This is a genomic window from Thermofilum adornatum, assembly GCF_000446015.1.
GTDB classification, from domain to species: domain Archaea; phylum Thermoproteota; class Thermoprotei; order Thermofilales; family Thermofilaceae; genus Thermofilum; species Thermofilum adornatum.
In genome coordinates this window covers 259,592-278,831 of the sequence record NC_022093.1, presented here as the reverse complement: position 1 = coordinate 278,831, position 19,240 = coordinate 259,592, and the positions used below count along the sequence as shown (strand labels likewise).

The window sequence follows — 19,240 nt, the reverse complement described above, 5'->3', positions numbered from 1 at the left end:
ATTTTCTATTATAAAACTTGGTGGAAGATTGAAGCATATCGTATTTATGTTTGAAGTTCACCAGCCGTATAGGCTCCGCAGAAACATTAAATCTCTTCTCCTAAGCAACCTCATAAGAAAGGGAAGATTGACCCCAGAAGACCTAGAAAAAATATACTTTGATGAGGATCTAAACAGGTATGTTTTTGAGAGGGTTGCGAAGAGATGCTATTTGCCTGCAAACTATACAATAAAGCAGCAGATCGAGTACTTCAAGGACTCTGGGAAAAAATTCAAAGTAGCCTATAGCGTGTCTGGCGTCCTCTTGGAGCAGGCTTCTAGATGGTTCCCAGAGCTTGTTGAAAGCTTTAGACAGCTTGCCTCGACAGGGCTGGTTGAGTTCTTAGACCAAACATATTATCATAGTTTGGCTTTTCTAGTGGCAGAAGAAGAGTTTATATATCAGGTCAACGAGCACAGGAGGCTTATCAAGAAAGAGCTAAATTACGAGCCCAGAGCTATAGAAAACACAGAGTTCATTTACAACAACTATGTTGGTTGCCTCTTTGACAGGCTTGGATACAAAGTTGTATTAACGGAAGGCGTCGAAAGAATACTTGGCTGGAGGAGCCCCAATTACCTATACAAGGCAAAGAACTGCAATATACGTGTCCTAATGAGGAACTACAGGCTGTCGGACGACATAGGCTTCCGCTTTGGCTCTACATGGTGGAATGAGTATCCACTTACCGCTGAAAAATACTCGGCATGGCTAGCGGCGACACCTGGCGACGTCATACTAATAGCCATCGACTATGAAACCTTTGGAGAACACTTCCCCGCCGAGACAGGTATATTTGAGTTCCTAAGGTGGCTTCCAGGCGAAATACTAAAATGGGAAAACCTAACTATTTCAACGCCTACAGAGGTAGCGGAGCATCTACAGCCGAGAGACGAGATAGACGTTCCAGAACACATGACGATTTCATGGGCAGACCTCGAGAGAGACCTATCTGCATGGATCGGCAATTTTATGCAACAGGACGCTTTTAACAGGCTGAGAGATCTCTGGCTACAGATAAAGGCTCTACGCAACCCTGGCTATGAAAGGCTTTGGAGACTACTATCTATAAGCGACCACTTCTACTACATGTCAACTAAAGGCGGGGGGCCAGGCGACGTTCACTCCTATTTTAGTCCATATAAAAACCCGTATGAAGCCCACATGCTCTTCTCAGAGGCTATAGGAGACCTCGAGACAAGGACGCTCCTCGCATTGGAAAACGATAAAAAAGCACTTATGAGATACGCGTGGATGCGAAGCCTCCCAGACGAAAACAAGTTCTACTTCTATGCGGGTCCGGGAAAACCCCTAGGAAAACAGGCATGGAACATGTTTTCATTCATTGAGGCACTACGCGAAGTGCCCCCAGAAACCATAGTTCACCACCAGTCCCTGCAGGATTTCGCAAACTGGATTGAATATGTTGTAGGCGACGTAGAGCTTGCCAGAAAAATTAGAGAAATAAACGTAGCAAGCCCCGAGGAAATTAGAAAACAGCTTCTAAGCGTCCTCGAGAACAGGAGGGCCGAGCTCTTTGGCTGAACTGATAAAGCTTGGAAACTTTCTTGAATATCTAGGCGAACTATTCCCAGAGGCCAGGTCTACGCTTAGAATCCTTGCACTTTTCCTTAAAAACCCCGAAGAAACATTTACGCGCTACCGAGTCGAAAAAGAAGCACTGGTTAGCCACGCGCGTCCAATTTTACAGCGTTTTGTCTCGCTCGGTATCCTGGAAATTGTCGATGAGAATCCGATATCGTACAGGCTCAATAAAAACAGTTACGTATTGAGACAAATGCTAGACCTCTTGGTATAGTTTTAGAACAGTATATTTTGTGGATAGTTTTCTTCCAGCCAGAAATACGCCGAGGCTGCTCTCAATAGCAAAAACAGCACTTAGAACGTAAATATAGTCAGGGAGGAGCATCGCAACGTCTTTTAAAAACAGGTAGAGAACAAATAATAGTAGGAACCGTGTTTCTTTATCCCTCTTGGTGATTGGAAGCATGGTAAAAAAGAGTAAAGCATCTATGCCTGTTTTGAGGGGGATACCAATGGGAACCACCTCTAGGAACCGTGTCTTTACCGCTAACAGGCTGAAACTTGCCAATAGGAAAATTTTCCCGAGGGTTCCAATTATGTCCAAAAGAAACGATATTTTATCGGATGGAGGACCTCTAATAATGGCGTCCAAGTAGTCGAGGTTAATCAATGTAAAAGAGGCGAGCAAAAAGCCAGCACCCCCTAGTGTCAGCTCGGTTGCCTCAAGATAAAAACCTACCTTTAGCTGTGAATAAGCATAGTAAATAATTGCAGTAAAGAGGAAGATTTCTAGCACAGGAAGAAGGCTCCTAGACACTACTGGAAGAATTACGTCAAAGTTTTCAATAGTATAGATCGAGAAAACTCCAAAAATTATCAAAAGTCCTCCACTAATTGTTTCGCTATGTTTCAAAAAGAAGTTTCTTAACGATTTTCCTCTGTAGAATGTCTTCACTAGATCACCTAAAACACCGATAACTAGGAAAGGCGTGGCTGTACCCAAACCATAGAGCAACATAAGAAGCAAGGGCTCGAATAGACTTGTCAATGCATATAAAAGCACCTGTGAAAGCGCCGCCGTCATCAATGCAGCTGCACAGGGGGCTGCAGCTAGGCTGAAAAAGAAGCCAAAGAAAAGTGAGTCTAGGCGCCCAGATATCTTGCTTACAGGTGTAGCCGAGGGTAGCACTGTAAAAAATTCTCTTAACGGGGTCAGCAATGATATTCCTAGCGCTATTAGGACTATGCCCAGAGCAATATTTACAAATTGTTGATTTAGACTTGTCAAGAAAATCCTGATAATACCTCCTCCGACTACGAGTAGAACCCCGTACAAGATAAAGCTAAGAACAACTCCCACGCTAAAAAATATGCCTGTCTGCCACGTCTTTGCGTTTTTCCTAGTTGACAACGCAAGGAACACAGGGAATACGGGCAAGTAGCATGGCGTCAGAGCTGTCTGCAGCCCTAAGAAGAACATTAAGAAATATTGAGCTACGTTGCCCAAATATGGTCCCTTCTTATTTCCGCTGTCTCTTATTTGAATAATATACAACTGCTAGGCTTGTTACGAAAATGCCTACAGCCATAAGTGGATAGCTTAGTCCCTGTTCCGCCGTTACCTCTAGGACTATGATCCTGTTTGTCTTTATTTCTCCAGCAATAATTGTGAGGGGTATATTGTACATTCCCTCAGTTACATTTTGAGAAATGTATATTGACAAGTCAAAGCTGGCAGTTGAATTCGGCGGCAAAGAGAGGCGCGTCGGGTTAAAGCTTACACTAATATCCTTGCTTGGAGAGTCGACCTGCAAAACAACATCCTTGAGTGTTACAGTTCCCTTATTGGCCAGCACTAATTTAAATGTAGCTACAGATCCGGGCCTACCTGTAACTTTAAAGTTGGTAGTTAAGACTTCTAGCCTCCTTGTTCCAGAGACCACTATCGTTATTCCTTGAGTAGCAGTACTTGTTGTCCCATTCGCACTTAAGGTGAGAAGGTAGACGCCTGGAGGAAGAAGGGTGTCAAGCTCAATAACAAGCGATAGTGTCTTTTTCTCTCCAGGCATAAGGTATATAGAAGCCAGGTTTTCCCCCGAGGTAGAGATGTATACGCGTATCAGGGGCGAGTTAGCGGAGGCCTTTACAAGTGCGACGGTGGGCATGTTTCCATCGTTTTCTAGGATAAACTTTAGCGATAATGTTGACCCAGAGGTTGCATTCAGCGATGCGGCATTTACGTTTATCTTTAACAAGTCGTAGGAGCTTTCTACATCAACTTGTATGTTTTCGATTTGTTGGGCAAAGCTTGTTTTTGCAACAAGTTTTATGGTGTATGTGGAGAGCTGGGCGTTGGGTGAAACATATAGGATGAGCTGAAGCCTTCTTGGCATGGACGGCTTTGCAATGACTGTCTGGACGGCTAGACCGTTTTCGTCTACAAGTGTTGCTATTATGTTTGGAGGAGTTATGAGGTAGAGCGTGACAGGTATATCGTTACTTAGTGGGCTTGTGATATTTATCGGGATTGCGATCTGTGCTCCTGGAAAGCCCTTGATCACAGCGGTCGGTACGTTGAAGAACTTCCAGTTTTTCTGGGCTATCCTGAAAGTAAAGTCTATTCTTGAGGATAGATTCGCCCAGTAATAATAGAGAGACACCAGGGAAAGCTCCGTAGCATTCAAGGGGACATTGGCTACCAGTGTTAGCGTCTTGTTTTCTCCAGGATTCAGGTATACATTGTTCACAGCGAGACCCTTAGAGTCTACCAGAGCTATTTCCCAGTCTCTAGGAGCAACGAACGAGAAATTTACGAGTAGAGGGTCGAGGCAAGAATTATAGATCCTCAAATTTATCCTAACGTTGTCGCCCTGAGAGGCAGAGATGGATGTGGCTTCTGGCACTACGCTTACCCCCTTCTTTAAAACTATGAGTCCGAGACTCCCGCCTTTCTCGGGCGTAACCTCGAAGGAATAATACAAGGGAGAATATCCCTTCTTGTATATGACTAGAGTGTAGCTTCCCGGCTGTACAAACAAGGAGAAGCTTCCATCATTTTTAGTCGTAGCTGAAGTTACTATGTAGATTCCCCTGTAAACAGTGAGCTGGGCAGAGCCTATTGGTGAACCATTTTCGTCTACCACCTGCCCGTAAAAGAAAACACTTCCCTGGCTATACACAGTCCTGAGGCTGAGAAACAAGGTTAAAGCAAAGATTATGGCTACAAGCTTTTTTAGGCTGTCCCCAGACATATGAACCGCATACTATATTTGACTGTTCTAGTAATTATTAGTTACGGGCTATGTTGCTGTACGTTGGCACCTCTGGATGGAAATATGACTGGAACCCTAACGGCTTAGAGTGGTATTCTAGGGAGAGCGGTTTCAACGCTATAGAGCTTAACATGAGTTTCTACAGTTTCCCCCAAAAATCAGCAGTTGAAAGGTGGAGCGAAGAATCGGGAAGGCTAAGGTGGTCGATAAAGGTTCATAGGAGTATAACACATTTACGTAGGCTAAACGAGAAAGCCATCCCGACCTGGGAAAAGTTTGTCTCAGTTTTTGAGCCGCTAGAAGACAAAATTGATTTCTACTTGTTCCAATTGCCGCCAACATTCCAATTCAACAATGAGGCAAAACAACGTCTGTCGCGGTTTTCCTCTATGTCCCACAAGGTAGCTATAGAGCCTAGACATGAGTCCTGGTTCAACAAGGAGGTCTACGAATTTTTTGAAGAAAAAGGAATACACTTTGTAACTCCTGATTCTCCAATCTTCGAAGGACTACCACCAGACGGCGTTGTGAAAATCAATGGAATAGTGTATGTCAGGATGCATGGCAGGCTAACATGGTACAATTACGGCTATCTCGATGAAGAACTAGAAGAGGTAGCAGAGAAAATTATCCAGGTAGCTCCCGAAAAAGCCTACATATTCTTCAACAATAATCATGACATGCTGGGTGATGGGAGAAAACTCATAGAAATATTTGCAAGTAAAGGGGTCAAGATCTAGGAGGCCCGCGTAATACCGATAACGACTCTCAGGTCTCCGACTTCCCATTCTCTAACCAGTTCGCCCCTAACGTTTTCTGGAGAATCGACCAGCGAGAAGCTTTTGCTTCTAGACTCATTTTGGAGGTACTCTTGAAACTCGATAACGTATTTTTTGACCTCGCTGGGAACCCACATATAAGTTATAATGTTGGCATCCACTGGGAGGGACAACTCTTTACGCATGAACTGTATACGTCTAAGTAGATCTCTGGCAAGCCCCTCAGCGAGCTCGCGCTCACTGAATCTTAAATCCAGGACTATGTATCCAAAGTCATTTTTCTCGCCGAGGAACCCCTCGTTCCAGTTTTCCAGCACGTTTACCATTTCCTTGCGTATAGTCACCTTTTCGCCGTCTATTTCTAACTCAATATGGCCTTCCTTTAAAAGTTTCTCGGCAATAGAGGGATCACTTATAGATGCAAGTTTCTCGACTATCTGTTTGGCTTTACCCTTAAATACAGGACCTATTTCCTTGTATACCGGCTCCAAAACAACTCTTCTGTAACTTTGTACCTCTTCTAGCGGGAGAACCTTTATACTCTTAACATTAACCTGTGCCTCTACCACGTGTTCAAAGGTCTTTACGGCTTTCTCGACAAGGCTGTCAGATGTGAAGACATAGAGGGCCGGCAGAGGCTGTCTTATTTTTATGCCCTTCTTCATCCTCAGCGACAAGGCTCTCTCTACTATGTTCCTGACTTTTTCCATCTCTGTTTCTAGTTCTTCATTAATGAACTTGTCTAGCCCGCTAGGCCACTCGTACATGTGTATAGATATGGTTTTCCCTGGACTATAGAAAGAGGACTGATAAATTTTCTCAGTAGTGAAAGGCAGTATAGGTGAAGCCATTATAAGGAGGTTAAAGAGGACTGTATAGAGGGTCGCGTATGCAGAGTATTTTTCTGTAGCGCTCTCCTCGATCCATACCCTGGGCCTGACGAGCCTTACGTACCAGTGGCTAAGATCCTCGACAACAAAGTCTCTAAGGTCTCTGGCCGCTTTGTGGATATTGAGGCTCTCAAAGTTTTGAGTAAATGAGAGATAAAGCTTGCCCAGCCTGGAAAGTATCCATCGGTCTTCAGGCTTTAAGGAATTGAGGTACTTTTCGAGGCCGTGGGATTCTTCACTGTAATTGTCAAGGTTCATGTAGAGGGTTGCGAAGTAGTAAACATTCCAGAGAATGTTTAGATCGGAATATGTCTCCTGTAGTCCAGCCCAAGAGAACCTCAGGTCTTCCCATATAGTGTTCTTCAGTACAAACCATCTAAATACGTCTCTAGAGCCGTATTCATATTCCAGTATCTGCCGGGGCTCCACATAGTTTCCCAGCGACTTATGCATCTCTCTACCCTGCTCGTCCAGCGCGAATCCATGCATCAAGACTCTCTTGTAGGGACATTTGTCAATAGTTATCAGACCACTTCTAAGCGTCGAGAAGAACCATCCAGCTATCTGGTCGTGCCCCTCTATTATGAGGTCTACAGGCATTAATGAATCGAAAAGCTCGCGTCTCCGAGGGTAGCCCAGCGACGCATAAAAAGCGACTCCACTGTCGAGCCAAACATCAAGGACATCTGGTACCCTGTGCATCTCTCCTCCACACTTGGGACACTTCAATGTTATTCTGTCAACCCATGGCTTGTGGAGATCCTTCAGCTCCAGCTTTTGGCCGGCAAGCCCCTCCAGCTCTTTCCTAGAGCCAACTACAACCCTATGCCCGCACTTATCACATATCCATATAGGGGCAGGTGTCCCCCAATACCTCTGCCTAGAGATAATCCAGTCTCTGAGCCCCTGCAACCAGTTCTTAAACCTCGAATAACCAGCCCACTTTGGAACCCAGTCAACGTTGTATGCCTCCTCTAGGAACTTTTCTTTAAGCTGTGTTACCCTAATGTACCATTGCCGGGTAGCTCTGAGAACCAGCGGAGTCTTGCATCTCCAACAGACGGGATACCTGTGCTTGATTGTTCCATAATGGAACAAGTAACCCTTCTTCTTTAGATCCTCCACTATGAGGCTGTTGGCGTCTCGATGATAGATTCCAGCATACTTTCCTGCATCCTTCACCATTACGCCTTTATCATCAAGAATAGAGAAAACGGGAAATCCATGATCAACTCCAACCTTGTAGTCTTCTTCTCCATGGCCAGTCGCCATATGAACTAGCCCTGTACCCTCTTCAGAAGTCACATATTCGCTTGACAGAACTACCCTATGGTAGTCTCTCAGTAATTTCTGTATTGTTACTTCCTCCTCTAGGGGATGAATATATTTTAACCCCTCGAGGTCTTTTCCCTTGACGCTTTTCACAACTCTGTAGTTTTGAATCCCGGCTTCCTTCATCACTTCACTGACCCGTGTAGATAGCATGAGCAATTCTTCGCCGTTGACTTCTACCCAAACGTATTCCAGGTCCGGATGAGCCATTACTGCTACGTTTGCGGGCAGAGTCCAAGGCGTGGTAGTCCATATCAAGAGATACTTGTTTTTCTCGCCGGCAACTGGGAACTTTACGTAGATCGATGGATCTTCAAGCTCCTTGTATTCGGTCACCTCGTAGTCTGCTAGAGTGGTTTCACATCTTGGGCACCAATGAACAACCTTTAAACCATAGTCGAGTAACCCCTTTTCTTCTGCCTTCTTGACTAGCCACCACGCGCTCTCTATGTATTCATTGTTCATTGTAAGGTAGGGATTATCCCAGTCCATAGAAACTCCGAAATTCTTGAAGTGCAGGTTCATTTCTTCGAGGTTTCTCTTTGCAAAATTCTTACACTCCTCGATGAACCTTTCAACGCCGTAGTCTTCTATTTCCTTTTTTGTCTTAAATCCAAGTCTCTTTTCTATCTGAACCTCTATGGGCAGGCCGTGACAATCGTACCCGGGCTGGTCGTTAACCCGATAGCCTCTCGCCCTATAATATCTGACAATGGAGTCTTTAAGTATCTTGTTCCAGAGCGTTCCAACATGTGGAACATTACTCGATGGATACGGGGGACCGTCAAGGAAATAGAACTTTCTGGGCGAAGACATGTTTTTCTCTTTTATTTGCTTGTAGACTTTATTCTCGTCCCAGAATCTAAGTATCTCTTCTTCATACCTTTTAGGATCAAACTTCTGCTCTAAGCTTTTTATCATACAACTCCACCCCACAAAATGAATACAAAATGTTTTCGCCTAAAGAATGTCTAGTTGGGGATCCGCCCTTCCAGGGAATTACATAATTTGGCGGTGCAAATTCACCCCCATTCCTCAACTTAGGTACATTTTTATAAATCTTTTCTACAAGACTTTATCCCATAGGAGATATATGCAAAAATTTTATATTTCTTTAAAAAAGAATCTATCGGCGAACAAAAATGGCCAAATTAAAGGTAACAATTGATAGGGATCAATGCATAAGCGACATGGCCTGTGTTTCTCTTTGCCCAGAAGTCTTCGAAATGAACGAAAACGATGGAAAAAGTGCCATTGTTGCCAAATACCGTGTGGGCGGAAACCTCGGCGAGGGAGAAGTACCCGTAGAACTAGAAGACTGTGTCAAAAGCGCGGCAGAAGCCTGCCCAGTCTCAATTATAAAGGTAGAAAAAGTCGAATAAATATTTTCTCTTTTGTTTTCTTTTTTAAAGCATCTCAAAGATGCCCATTTTCAGTTTCTGGTTGATTTCAAAATTCCCGTAGTATACGACGAGAAATATTAAGAGGCTGAGCCCTAGGGCTACTATAAGAGACATGTAGCTACTCAGTGTGGGTGTATCCTTTGTTGTCACGGTGTTTCCAGCACTTGGCGTAGGTGACCAGTCTTGGATGTTGCTGAAACCTAGGCTTCTGAAAAATGGCGCTAGGTTTCTTCCTGCTGCTTGGCTTAGGACAATTACAATATCGCTACTCGTAGATACGGGGTGTTTTCTTAATTCTGAGAATACTCTCTGAGCGTAGGATAATCCTCCATGGCTGTCTGAGATATTGGCTATGATGTAAAAGCTTGCGAGATAGGCTTCCTGCTCACTTACGTCGTCTGAAGGCCACTTCTGGATGAATCCAAATTTTCCTCCTGTATAGTAGTATAACGCTTTAGAAGAATTGTACATGTCGTTCTTATATTCAGACACGTTTATTCCGATGGCTTCTGCTATCTTTATTGAGAGGTACTGTGCCATGCCCTCATGGAACCACCTTGTAGCATCGTTAGCTTCTACTCCAACTATCCCAAGGTAAACATGTACAAGCTCGTGTATAATTGTTGTCTCCATATACCCGGGCGCATACCTTGTCAATGCAAGATTCAGATATATTGGGCCCTTACCACCAGCATTCACGTCCTCGCCAAGTACGAAGCCCAGTGCATATATGCCGCCCATCTTTTTCTCTGGAAGATAAAATACAAGTGTGACGTTTCTCGGCGTGACTCCCGTCAAGTTGTTTAAGTACTGGATACTTTTTATAGCAGTTTTCAGCGTGTTTTCAGCAATGTTCCTGTAGAAGACTGGATACCTCACAGTTATAATTGTCTGCGGGGTCTTTTCCTGCAATATGTTTTCCTTGACGTTTTCCTTGAGGTCGAACTCTATTGTCACCCTGTTTCCTATGTCTTGAGGAATCCCGGCCGAAAGGGTATAAAACCCTATAATTTCCCGAAATTGATGTCGAAACTGGGCTTTCATATGTGATTTTCTTTGCCATGGGCAAACTAACGTAGACGCTTACTTTGTCGAGGTTGGTCCACAAGAGAGGAGACATAAACCAGCCACGCGTGCCGGCCATTAGAACGGCGCTTGGGAATGAATAGCATAATACGAGTCGTCCAGGGTTATCGTCGTTTATTGTAATTGTTGAGTTGTAGTAGAAATAGGCCGAGGAGGTTTCGTTCTGTATATTAAGCTTGCCAATACCTGTCTCGTTGCAGAGGTATACTGGCTGAAACTTTGGCAAAGTCATGAAAAATGTGGCTCTGCCCTTGTATTGTATTGCTATCTTTACAGTTGCATTGCCATCGCTTGAAACATCTATGTATGCAGACAGCTCTACCTTGTTTCCTGCTGGCTGAGCAGTGAGTAGCGGTTCGAGGAAAGCGAAGGCAAAGAGTGCAATAATGAATATGCTAATTTTTGCCTTCATGTCTCATCTAAGATTTTAAAAGACAGCCTCGCATAATAAATGTCACGCATTCCTATAGAGGCTGTTAATATGGAAGGTGACAACCATAGAAAGACAGGAGACCTAATTTCATGTAGAAGTGCCCTTATGACTTCTGATATGCATTGTAAAAAAGGCTCAAAGTGTCCCCAGCTAGAAGCCATAGCTAGGACTGCCTCTAAGCTAGGCACCGAATGCCTAGTTGTTGCCGGGGACCTTTTCGACGATTTCCACGAGGCGGCCGATGCTGAACTTTTTTTCAAAGAGTTTGGCAAAATTTGTAGCATCGAGAGTCTACCCGCGAAAACAATAATAGTTCTAAGTGGGAGCTCACACGACCCGATACTTGACAAATTAATTGTGAAGACCACTAGCGGAAAAACCTTGTTTGTAGCTAGACAAATAACTCCGCTCTATACCTCTAAAGGTAAAGTCGTAGTCATCCATGGCGATATAATTATCAGGAGTGGCGCACTCGCATTCATCATAAATTATCTTGCAAAGATTCTCGGTCAAAACCTATTCCTAGAGAGGAAGTTCCGAGAAAAAATTAGGCTTGAATCAGGGTGGCTTGTGGCTGGTCATACGCATATATATGGTGTGGATGACAAGGAAAAAATAGTAAATCTTGGCTCGTGGAAAAAACATTGGTTTAAAAATCTGCCTTACTGGCGTAGATCTAAACCTGTGGTCTTAGTCATTGGCGAAAAGGGTTTAAAGCTCCATGTGGTTGACTACTTATGAGTTTTAGGAATCCGCTTTCGAAACGAGTTTATCACTTGAAGGCCAGGCCTGAACAACTCTCTCCTAAAGTGCTTGTAGCTGGAGACCCCGACCGCATAGAGATCGCGTCCTCGCTACTAGAAGATCCCGTACTCGTAAGCAGGCATAGAGGTTTCCCAGTAATCACTGGAACATATAAGGGAGAAAAAATAACTCTAGCATGCCACGGTATAGGCGCCCCCTCGGCCGCCATCGTTTTTGAAGAGCTTGCAATGTTGGGTGCAAAGATTGTTATAAGGGCTGGCACGTGTGGCGGGTTGTCGCCTGAAGCCGAGTCTGGAAAAATAGCAGTGATAGAGGCTTCAGCATATGAGAATAGTGGCACTTTAAGGCAATATTTTGGAGAGGTCTCTATGCCTGCCTACGCCACGCCAGAGGTCACACTAAAGATAGTTGAGGTTTTGGGAGAAATGGGCCTCGAGTATCATAGGGGAGTTGCATTGTCGCATGATGCCTTTCACAAAGTCGAGGAAAACGCATCCAGATGGGGAAAGCTCGGCATAGATTTTTTGGAGATGGAGTCTGCGGCACTGTTTACGATTGGAAGGTATCGCGGCTTAAAGACGGGGGCAATGGCCCTAATCGTTGACAACATGATTAGTGGTAGCGAACTGACCGAAGGCAGAGAAGAACTAGAGCTAAAAATGATGAAAGCTGGGCTGGAGGCTCTAAGAAGGCTACAAATATGAAAACCAGACTGGATGATAAGTGGGAATATTATCGCTCCAAAGCACTGAAGCAATTTGAGATACATCTTCAGGAGGGACGCGTAGATCAAGACATAGTAGACTTCTTGAAAAAAGTCAACTCCACTAGCAACTGTTATACGACGTCCAGTTGTAGCGGGAGAATACAATTGTCAGCTGGTCAGTATCCAGGAGCAAAAGGAGAAATATTGGTGATAGCTAAATGGCACAGGACAATAAGCACAGAGGAGCTAAACTTTGTCCTCGCAAATTGTGACTATCCATCTCTCTGGCTCTCGGTTCATCCACCGATCTTCCACATTGTAGCAAAAAACCTGAAGGTTGCCTGGAAGCTGGTAGTTACCGCACGGAACACTGGATTTAAGCATAGCGGCATACAGGGTCTCGGCAAGAGAATAGTAGTGGAAATAATGTCCATGGAGAAGCTGGAAGTTCCGCTAAGATACCAGGGCGAGAACATAATCGACCTCGAGAAGCTTCCGACGCTCGTAGATATAGCTAACTTCATGCTTACAAGGGGCAAGGAGAGGCTTCACAGGCTAGAAAAGGAATTAATGGATGTCTGCAAATAATAGTTATGGTTTGTGGCTAGGAATATATCTACACATTACACAATAATTCTCGACCTCTTTTTCAAGCGAGAAAATTCTTTCAGAATCCCCTCGTACAAAGAGAACCTCCAAGCAATTATCGTCCATAGTGTGGAAATGGCTCCTGCCGAGAATTAACTCTCTGTATTTTTCTACTATGCTATTGACCTCCTCGCCTTTTTCATGGTGATAACCCATAATCATTACGCCCTCGCATTGATGCGGCTTCGCATAGTGAAACTTCTCAAGGATAAAGTACCTTGTAGCCATGTTCACAATGTGTGAACGGTCAGTTTTGAGGGCTCTGCAAAGATCTGTCAACTCCTCGAAGAGTTCTTTATCCATAGAGACTCCAAACCTTTCCTTTCTGCTCATTCTGACCCCCTTCTCATAAGCAGGATTGAGTAAATTCCTACCAGGAGGAGGCCATATACTGCTGATGGAGCTAGATTAAGCCAGATAGACAAAAGTAAAGAAAGTATTCCAGCAAAAGCGGAGACAAGGACACTGTATACTAGGAACATTTTTGCGTCCTTTGCGATACCAGCGGCAATGACCGCCGGCATTAGGAAAGCAACGTGTTCAATTACAAATCCAACTGTTTTAAGCATGGTGACTGATGCAACGGTTAGGGTTAAGATGACTAGGTAATCGTGAAGCTTGACGTTTATTCCTAGCACTTGGGCCACGTCCCTGTCCTGCCCAATAACTATCTCCTTCATGTAAATAGGTAGCACTATCAAGATTATTAGAATGCATACTGCTAGAGTGAGAAGTGTATCCTCCCAGGAGACAAGCAGAGGGTCGCCTAGGATATAGGACCATAGACTAGTCTGTGCAGGAAAATTTGTTAAGATATAATACATTGCCGCAACGCTTGCAGAGACAGAGAAACCGACAAAGACCGAAGTTGCACTATCTTCGCTTACACCCCGATGAATAATGGCAACAAGGAACAGAGACAGAACAATGCTTACAGGCACTGCCCACAAGACCGGATGGGTTCCAGTCAAAAAGCCAAGCATATAGCCGATTGTAACGGCTAAAAGCGAGGAATGAGGAAGCGTGGAAGCAAAAAAGTTGAGTTTCCTGGCATAGATAATTGGACTAAGAACGCTGAAAGATATGGCGCTACCAAGTATCACTATAAGCCAACGTGGGTCAAAGTACATCCAGACCACCTCAGCCCACGACATGGAGGCATCTCTCGATCATCAGGACACTTGAACCATAGGCCTTTCTCAATAAGTCTAAAGTGAATATTTGGTCGGGAGAGCCATAAGCCTTGACCCCCTTATTAAATATCACTATCATTTTGCTAGAGTTAATAGTCAATACCGGATCATGAGTGGTTAGGAGAATCAGTTTTTCTCTAGAAGTCTTCCTTAAAAAATCCACGATATATTCCCTGCCGCCTGGATCGATACCAGAAAAAGGCTCATCCAATAACAGTATGCTTGAACCAGTTGCAAGGGCCCTTGCAATCAGTATTCTCTGCAACTGGCCTCCGCTCATTTCGCTTAACTTCTTTTTATAATAGTTCTCAGCTCCTACAATTTCCACAAGTTCTCTAAGTTTCTCCTTGCAAGACTTACCTGAACACTGCCTCCTACTTCTGAGAACAAACTCGATTATCTCTGCACCTGTAACAGGCAAGTCTCTCCTCACTGCTGTCAACTGCGGAACCAATGCTGCGTGTCTTCCGGCTTTCACTGGGTTTCCTGTCACTTCTTCTCCATTGAGAAAGATTTTTCCCGTCTGTGGTTTAAGAAGTCCTAGTATGACTTTGAAAAATGTTGTTTTGCCTGAACCATTAGGTCCCAGTATTGTAACAAGCCCTGGGCCGTGGACTGCTAGATTTTCATTTTCGAGGATTTTGTCATCTTCGTCATAGTGAAAAGTCACATTTTCTACTACTAGCGATGGGCTGTGCACATTACTCATAGAGTACCACCTTAATTACTATGCACAATTATATTAATTTTGCGGAACACATGCGAGAAAAGAGGAAATATTTATATGGAGGTTTTCTAATTGTGCACATATGAGCAGAGACAATACTAAAAATGTGCACACATCTAAATCAATCTTGTTAGTAGTTATAGCAATAGTCATAGTCGCGGGCCTCCTAGCATATCTGTATATGAATAATCCAACGACAGCTCCTACTCATGGTTTAAAAATAGCTGTAACGTTTTACTCCTTGAAGCCAGATATAGATCTACTGACCTGCACAGGCGACGTGGTATTTTCAATTACGCCTTCTGGTGTCGACCCCCACGAATACCAGTTAACACCTGCAGATGTAGCTAAATTGAAGGAAGCAGACATTATCATTTCAACAGCTCATGCACCCTTTGAAACGAAAATAGCTGAACTTGTAAGGAATGGGGAGATAAAGGCCAAACTAGTGGAGATACCAAGCATAGATGGTATAAAAATTCTCAGGAATCCCGCCACGGGAAACCCAAACTATCATTGGCCAATCTATGACCCCGCAAACTACCTCATCTACATAAAGACTCTAAGCAACGTTTTCGCTAATCTTAGGCCAGAATGTAGGGACACTTACAAAACCAAGGAATCTATCTTGGAAAGCAACATTACGGCAATCATACAGAAGGCTCCTAGACTAAAAGTCAATGCCATCGGCGCGTCGCCAGTTGTCCAATACGCGGTAAACTGGATGGGGATCAACGTATCTTTTCTCCTAATAAAGGAGCATGATCTCCCTGCAACCCCCCAGGACATTGCACAAGCAAAGGACCTATTAGACAAAGGGAAGGCCTCTTTCATCGTGGCCACTGACGATGTCTTAGCTTCCAGCCTAGGTGAGAAGCTCAAGGAGCTTTCGTCTCAAACCAATATACCACTACTACTTGTACCTAGTCCAACAAGTCCTGAAAGTACTCTCCAGAAAATCAAGACGGTAGTCGACAGTATTTCACAGATAAGAGCATAGCCCTGGAAAACTAAATTTATCAGTTGAATGTTTTTATTAGTGGGGATGAAGACCGCTGGAACTGCTTAGCAGGTGCTGAAGGCATTGGGACATCTGACCCGCGAACGCATTGTTTAAAAACTCCACGTAGAATTGTTAGTTGTGGCAGAATCCCAGGGATACAGGGTCTTATGGTACACTGAGTGGCTTAGCTCACAAGAAGCACACATACACGCTATCAAAAGAATAATTTTTGACGGATACACAAAATATCAGCGTGTAACTTTGGCAGAGACAGGCTCCTTTGGTTTGACACTATTCCTAGATGGCTATGCACAGAGCTCAGAGTACGACGAATTTGTCTACCACGAGGCACTCGTACACCCAGCAATGCTTACTCATCCAAAACCCGAAAAAGTCTTGATAATTGGTGGCGGAGAAGGTGCAACACTACGGGAGGTCCTCAAGCACCCCACAGTTAAAAGAGCTGTAATGGTAGACATTGACGGGGAGCTCCTGGAAATAGTTAAAAAGTATATGGTAAAATGGCACCAGAACTGTTTCAATGACCCGAGGGCTGAAGTTGTAGTAGCAGACGGGAAAAAATACCTAGAAGAAACCTCCGAAACTTTCGATGTTATTATTTTAGACTTGACTGACCCCACTAAAGGAACGCCAGGCGTGCAACTATACACTAAGGAGTTCTATGAGGAGATATATGACAAGCTATCCAAGGACGGGGTCATGGTGACTCAGGCTACGTCTACAAGATACAACATAGATGCTTTTTCAGTAATCAATAACACTGTAGCCTCTGTCTTCCCAGTTGAGAGGCCATACAAGGCACACGTAGCAACATTTTACAGTGAGTGGGGGTTCGCCTTGGGTTCAAAATCAAGAGATCCCCTCGGCATACCTAGAAACGAGCTTAGCGAGAGACTCGGTAGGCTCGGGCTCAAATTCCTAGACGAAGAAATATTTTATCACTTGTTCCATTTTCCAAGGTACTTGAAAGAAAAGATGCAACAATACAAGCAGATATCTACTGTTGCTCAGCCATTCCAGATAGAGCTCTGACTAGGATTCATATCTTACTCTCGAGGCTACACGCCATAAATTCACTTTTTCTTTTTCGACCTTCGTTTTTGGCTCTTTCCTTTCTTCAACAGTTTCTGTCCTTGATTTTCCAGGAATCGGAGGTAGTGGATCCTCGTTCTGTAGGTTTTCGTAGAACTTTTGGTCCTCTAGGAGCCTTGTAGTATAAGATGCATCAAGGAATCTCTGGTCTTCTAGAACTCTAAGAACTAGGAACTTGTTATGTTTTATTCCAGAGATTTTAAGCTCGGAGAGCCCCCTTCTTAGTCTAGCTATAGCCTGTCCACGGGTCAGTCCAAACGATACAACCTTCATTAGGAGAGGATCATAGTAGGGTGGCACTTCGTAGCCCTCATAAATGCCATTATCCACGCGGATCCATGGACCGCTGGGCAAAGACAGGTGCTCTATTTTCCCAGGTGAAGGGACAAAGCCTGCAGAGGGGTCTTCTGCATATATACGTGCCTCTATTGCATGTCCCCTAACGACTATTTCCTCCTGCTTCAAGCTTAATGATTCTCCGCTTGCAACCCGTAACTGTAGCTCAACAATATCTAGACCTGTAATTAGCTCTGTCACGGGATGTTCAACCTGGATTCTAGAGTTTACTTCTAACAGGAAAAAGCCTCTGCTCTGAGTATCGAAGAGAAACTCAAAGGTGCCAGCGTTGGTGTATTTAGCTACTTTTGCCGCTTCCAGTGCTGTTTTTAGGATTTTTTCTTTTTCCTGTGGATCAAGCGAGGGCGATGGCGCCTCCTCTATGACTTTCTGGTACCTTCTCTGCACGCTACACTCTCTCTCATGCAAATGAAGAATGTGTCCATTCTTGTCGCCGATGATTTGAACCTCAATATGCTTAGACAAGGGAAAATACTTCTCGATATAGACTTCGTATTTTCCAAAGGAGGACTTTGCAAGCTCTACTGCTCGCTTCAGATACTCGTCTAATTTTTCTGGAGAGGTGGCAACAAACATCCCTATGCCGCCCCCACCCCCAGCTGGCTTGACAATTACCGGGAAGCCTATTTCTTCAGCTATGCTTACAGCGTCTCTATCATTGACGGGCTCAAGGGTTCCTGGAACAACTGGGATCCCCTTTCCTGAAAAGAGCCTCCGTGCGCCAAGCTTGTCGCCGACTAGTCTCATTGTCTCTGGGTCTGGGCCAATCCATACAAATCCTTCCTCGATTATCCTCTCCGCGAAAACAGGGTTTTGAGACAGGAATCCGTATCCTGGATGTATTGCGTCTACCCGCGCCCTCTTAGCGACTGAAATTATTTTCTCGACGTCTAGGTAGCTTTTAAGGGGCTCAGGCGGACCCAAGTAATAGCTTTCATCTGCAAGTTTCACGTGAAGCGCGTCCCTGTCTGCATCGCTGTATAAAGCAACCGTTTTTATACCGAGGTCTCGGCATGTACGGAAAACCCTAACAGCTATCTCTCCTCGGTTAGCTACGAGAACCTTTTTTATTTCTAAGGGCTCACCAAGAGACATAGAATCTTTTCTTATCTTTGGGGATAAAAACCTTAACGCTATAGGGGAAGTTTGTAAAATTTAACAGCGTTCGACGTTGTAATTTCGTCAACTTCGCTGAAACTCAAACCGCGGAGCCTCGATATTTCTTCGACAATCAACTTTATCTGGAGCGGGGTATTTACCTCGTTTGTCTCCGATAAGAAGGGGGAGTCGGTTTCTGTGAGCAAGTATTCGAGTGGAAAGTTTTTCGCTATTTTACGCATATTCTTATTGTTTGTAAGCTTGTAGTTGACACTAAAGAAGAACCCATTGTCAAGGGCCTTTTTTGCGGCCGTCATGTTTCCAGTATATGAATGCATAAGAACGCCACTCTTAAGAGAGTGGCTCAACAATACTTCGACAGCGTCTTCTTCAGCCTTCCTACTATGTATAACAACGGGCTTGCCTATCTCCTCTGCCAACTCCAGCATTCTGTGAAATACCTCAAGTGTTCTCTTGTAGGTATCCTCGTCCTTGATCCAGAACCTGTCAAGACCTATCTCGCCGACTCCGACTATTCTCTCCTTGTTTCTACGAATGAATTCAATATATTCTTCTATTTCCTCCTCTGTCATATCAGGGACTTGTGTAGGATGCAAACCAAGCGTCACAAATATGAAGCCGGGAAACCTCTCAGACAATCTTAGGGCAGCTAACGCCCCCTCGAAAACCTCTTTTCTCTCCCTCTTTTCCCCCTCAAATGGGAAGCCAACAGTTATAATTGCTTTTAACGTTTCTCTGCTTTTTTCAATTACTTCGTCTAACTTCTCGACGAGTCCAGGATAAGTTAAATGACAATGCGAATCAATCACAGACAGTTTGAAAAAAATAA

Annotated in this window: 19 protein-coding genes; 9 read left to right on the top strand and 10 right to left on the bottom strand. The window is 44.2% G+C overall.

Annotated elements, in window-relative coordinates; genetic code table 11:
* Positions 1–46: 46 nt before the first annotated feature.
* Together N186_RS01555 and N186_RS01550 are read left to right on the top strand one after the other, a co-directional pair.
* Positions 47–1,585: a glycoside hydrolase family 57 protein gene (locus tag N186_RS01555; protein ID WP_020962015.1), complete on the top strand. Its 1,539-nt coding sequence runs from the start codon at positions 47–49 to the stop codon at positions 1,583–1,585.
* Entirely contained in the window at positions 1,578–1,859 is a 282-nt protein-coding gene (locus N186_RS01550; RefSeq protein WP_020962014.1) for a hypothetical protein, read from the top strand. The genes N186_RS01555 and N186_RS01550 overlap by 8 nt, the downstream gene beginning before the upstream one ends.
* On the opposite strand, the gene N186_RS01545 is transcribed toward N186_RS01550, so the two are convergent.
* A complete protein-coding gene (locus N186_RS01545; protein ID WP_020962013.1) occupies positions 1,842–3,065 on the bottom strand; it encodes an urease accessory protein UreH domain-containing protein in 1,224 nt (407 codons plus the stop codon). The genes N186_RS01550 and N186_RS01545 overlap by 18 nt on opposite strands.
* 40 nt (positions 3,066–3,105) lie before the next feature.
* Positions 3,106–4,836 (bottom strand): carboxypeptidase regulatory-like domain-containing protein, encoded by a 1,731-nt coding sequence (locus N186_RS01540; RefSeq protein ID WP_020962012.1) that lies wholly within the window; start codon positions 4,834–4,836, stop codon positions 3,106–3,108.
* A gap of 50 nt (positions 4,837–4,886) precedes the next feature.
* Here N186_RS01540 and N186_RS01535 point away from each other — a divergent pair, with 50 nt between their 5' ends.
* Positions 4,887–5,597: a DUF72 domain-containing protein gene (locus N186_RS01535; RefSeq protein ID WP_020962011.1), complete on the top strand. Its 711-nt coding sequence runs from the start codon at positions 4,887–4,889 to the stop codon at positions 5,595–5,597.
* Here N186_RS01535 and ileS read toward each other — a convergent pair.
* A complete protein-coding gene (gene ileS, locus N186_RS01530; RefSeq protein ID WP_020962010.1) occupies positions 5,594–8,779 on the bottom strand; it encodes an isoleucine--tRNA ligase in 3,186 nt (1,061 codons plus the stop codon). The two genes, N186_RS01535 and ileS, sit on opposite strands and share 4 nt — an antisense overlap.
* A 221-nt stretch (positions 8,780–9,000) precedes the next feature.
* On the opposite strand from ileS, the gene N186_RS01525 reads away from it, so the two are divergent.
* Positions 9,001–9,240: a ferredoxin gene (locus tag N186_RS01525; protein WP_020962009.1), complete on the top strand. Its 240-nt coding sequence runs from the start codon at positions 9,001–9,003 to the stop codon at positions 9,238–9,240.
* Between the two features lie 24 nt (positions 9,241–9,264).
* Here the strand turns inward: N186_RS01525 and N186_RS01520 are convergent, their stop codons facing one another.
* Together N186_RS01520 and N186_RS01515 are read right to left on the bottom strand one after the other, a co-directional pair.
* Positions 9,265–10,218, bottom strand: coding sequence for a M1 family metallopeptidase (locus tag N186_RS01520; protein ID WP_148681960.1), 954 nt, complete (start codon positions 10,216–10,218; stop codon positions 9,265–9,267).
* Positions 10,106–10,759: a hypothetical protein gene (locus N186_RS01515; RefSeq protein WP_020962007.1), complete on the bottom strand. Its 654-nt coding sequence runs from the start codon at positions 10,757–10,759 to the stop codon at positions 10,106–10,108. The genes N186_RS01520 and N186_RS01515 overlap by 113 nt, the downstream gene beginning before the upstream one ends.
* Positions 10,760–10,828: 69 nt before the next feature.
* On the opposite strand from N186_RS01515, the gene N186_RS01510 reads away from it, so the two are divergent.
* Genes N186_RS01510 through N186_RS01500 form a run of 3 tightly spaced genes read left to right on the top strand, consistent with a single transcriptional unit; the run spans position 10,829 to position 12,839 of the window.
* Positions 10,829–11,521, top strand: a complete 693-nt coding sequence (locus N186_RS01510) for a metallophosphoesterase family protein (protein ID WP_187147037.1) — start codon at positions 10,829–10,831, stop codon at positions 11,519–11,521.
* The gene (locus tag N186_RS01505) at positions 11,518–12,249 is read left to right on the top strand and encodes a purine-nucleoside phosphorylase (RefSeq protein ID WP_148681959.1); all 732 of its coding nucleotides are present in this window, start codon (positions 11,518–11,520) and stop codon (positions 12,247–12,249) included. The genes N186_RS01510 and N186_RS01505 overlap by 4 nt, the downstream gene beginning before the upstream one ends.
* Entirely contained in the window at positions 12,246–12,839 is a 594-nt protein-coding gene (locus N186_RS01500; protein ID WP_148681958.1) for a tRNA(Phe) 7-((3-amino-3-carboxypropyl)-4-demethylwyosine(37)-N(4))-methyltransferase, read from the top strand. Before N186_RS01505 ends, N186_RS01500 begins: the two co-directional genes overlap by 4 nt.
* A 3-nt stretch (positions 12,840–12,842) precedes the next feature.
* Here N186_RS01500 and N186_RS01495 read toward each other — a convergent pair whose 3' ends face one another.
* Genes N186_RS01495 through N186_RS01485 form a run of 3 tightly spaced genes read right to left on the bottom strand, consistent with a single transcriptional unit; the run spans position 12,843 to position 14,801 of the window.
* A complete protein-coding gene (locus N186_RS01495; RefSeq protein ID WP_020962003.1) occupies positions 12,843–13,232 on the bottom strand; it encodes a CopG family ribbon-helix-helix protein in 390 nt (129 codons plus the stop codon).
* Positions 13,229–14,053: a metal ABC transporter permease gene (locus N186_RS01490; RefSeq protein ID WP_020962002.1), complete on the bottom strand. Its 825-nt coding sequence runs from the start codon at positions 14,051–14,053 to the stop codon at positions 13,229–13,231. Before N186_RS01490 ends, N186_RS01495 begins: the two co-directional genes overlap by 4 nt.
* A complete protein-coding gene (locus N186_RS01485) occupies positions 14,040–14,801 on the bottom strand; it encodes a metal ABC transporter ATP-binding protein (protein WP_020962001.1) in 762 nt (253 codons plus the stop codon). Before N186_RS01485 ends, N186_RS01490 begins: the two co-directional genes overlap by 14 nt.
* 100 nt (positions 14,802–14,901) lie before the next feature.
* Here N186_RS01485 and N186_RS01480 point away from each other — a divergent pair, with 100 nt between their 5' ends.
* Together N186_RS01480 and speE are read left to right on the top strand one after the other, a co-directional pair.
* Complete coding sequence (locus N186_RS01480) at positions 14,902–15,819, top strand: metal ABC transporter substrate-binding protein (protein ID WP_020962000.1); 918 nt, start codon at positions 14,902–14,904, stop codon at positions 15,817–15,819.
* A 141-nt stretch (positions 15,820–15,960) separates the two neighbouring features.
* On the top strand, positions 15,961–16,875 hold the full coding sequence (speE, locus tag N186_RS01475; protein WP_020961999.1) for a polyamine aminopropyltransferase: 915 nt from the start codon (positions 15,961–15,963) through the stop codon (positions 16,873–16,875).
* Here speE and N186_RS01470 read toward each other — a convergent pair whose 3' ends face one another.
* A complete protein-coding gene (locus N186_RS01470) occupies positions 16,876–18,387 on the bottom strand; it encodes an acetyl-CoA carboxylase biotin carboxylase subunit (protein WP_020961998.1) in 1,512 nt (503 codons plus the stop codon).
* A 38-nt stretch (positions 18,388–18,425) separates the two neighbouring features.
* Positions 18,426–19,220 (bottom strand): TatD family hydrolase, encoded by a 795-nt coding sequence (locus N186_RS01465; protein ID WP_020961997.1) that lies wholly within the window; start codon positions 19,218–19,220, stop codon positions 18,426–18,428.
* Positions 19,221–19,240: the final 20 nt, after the last annotated feature.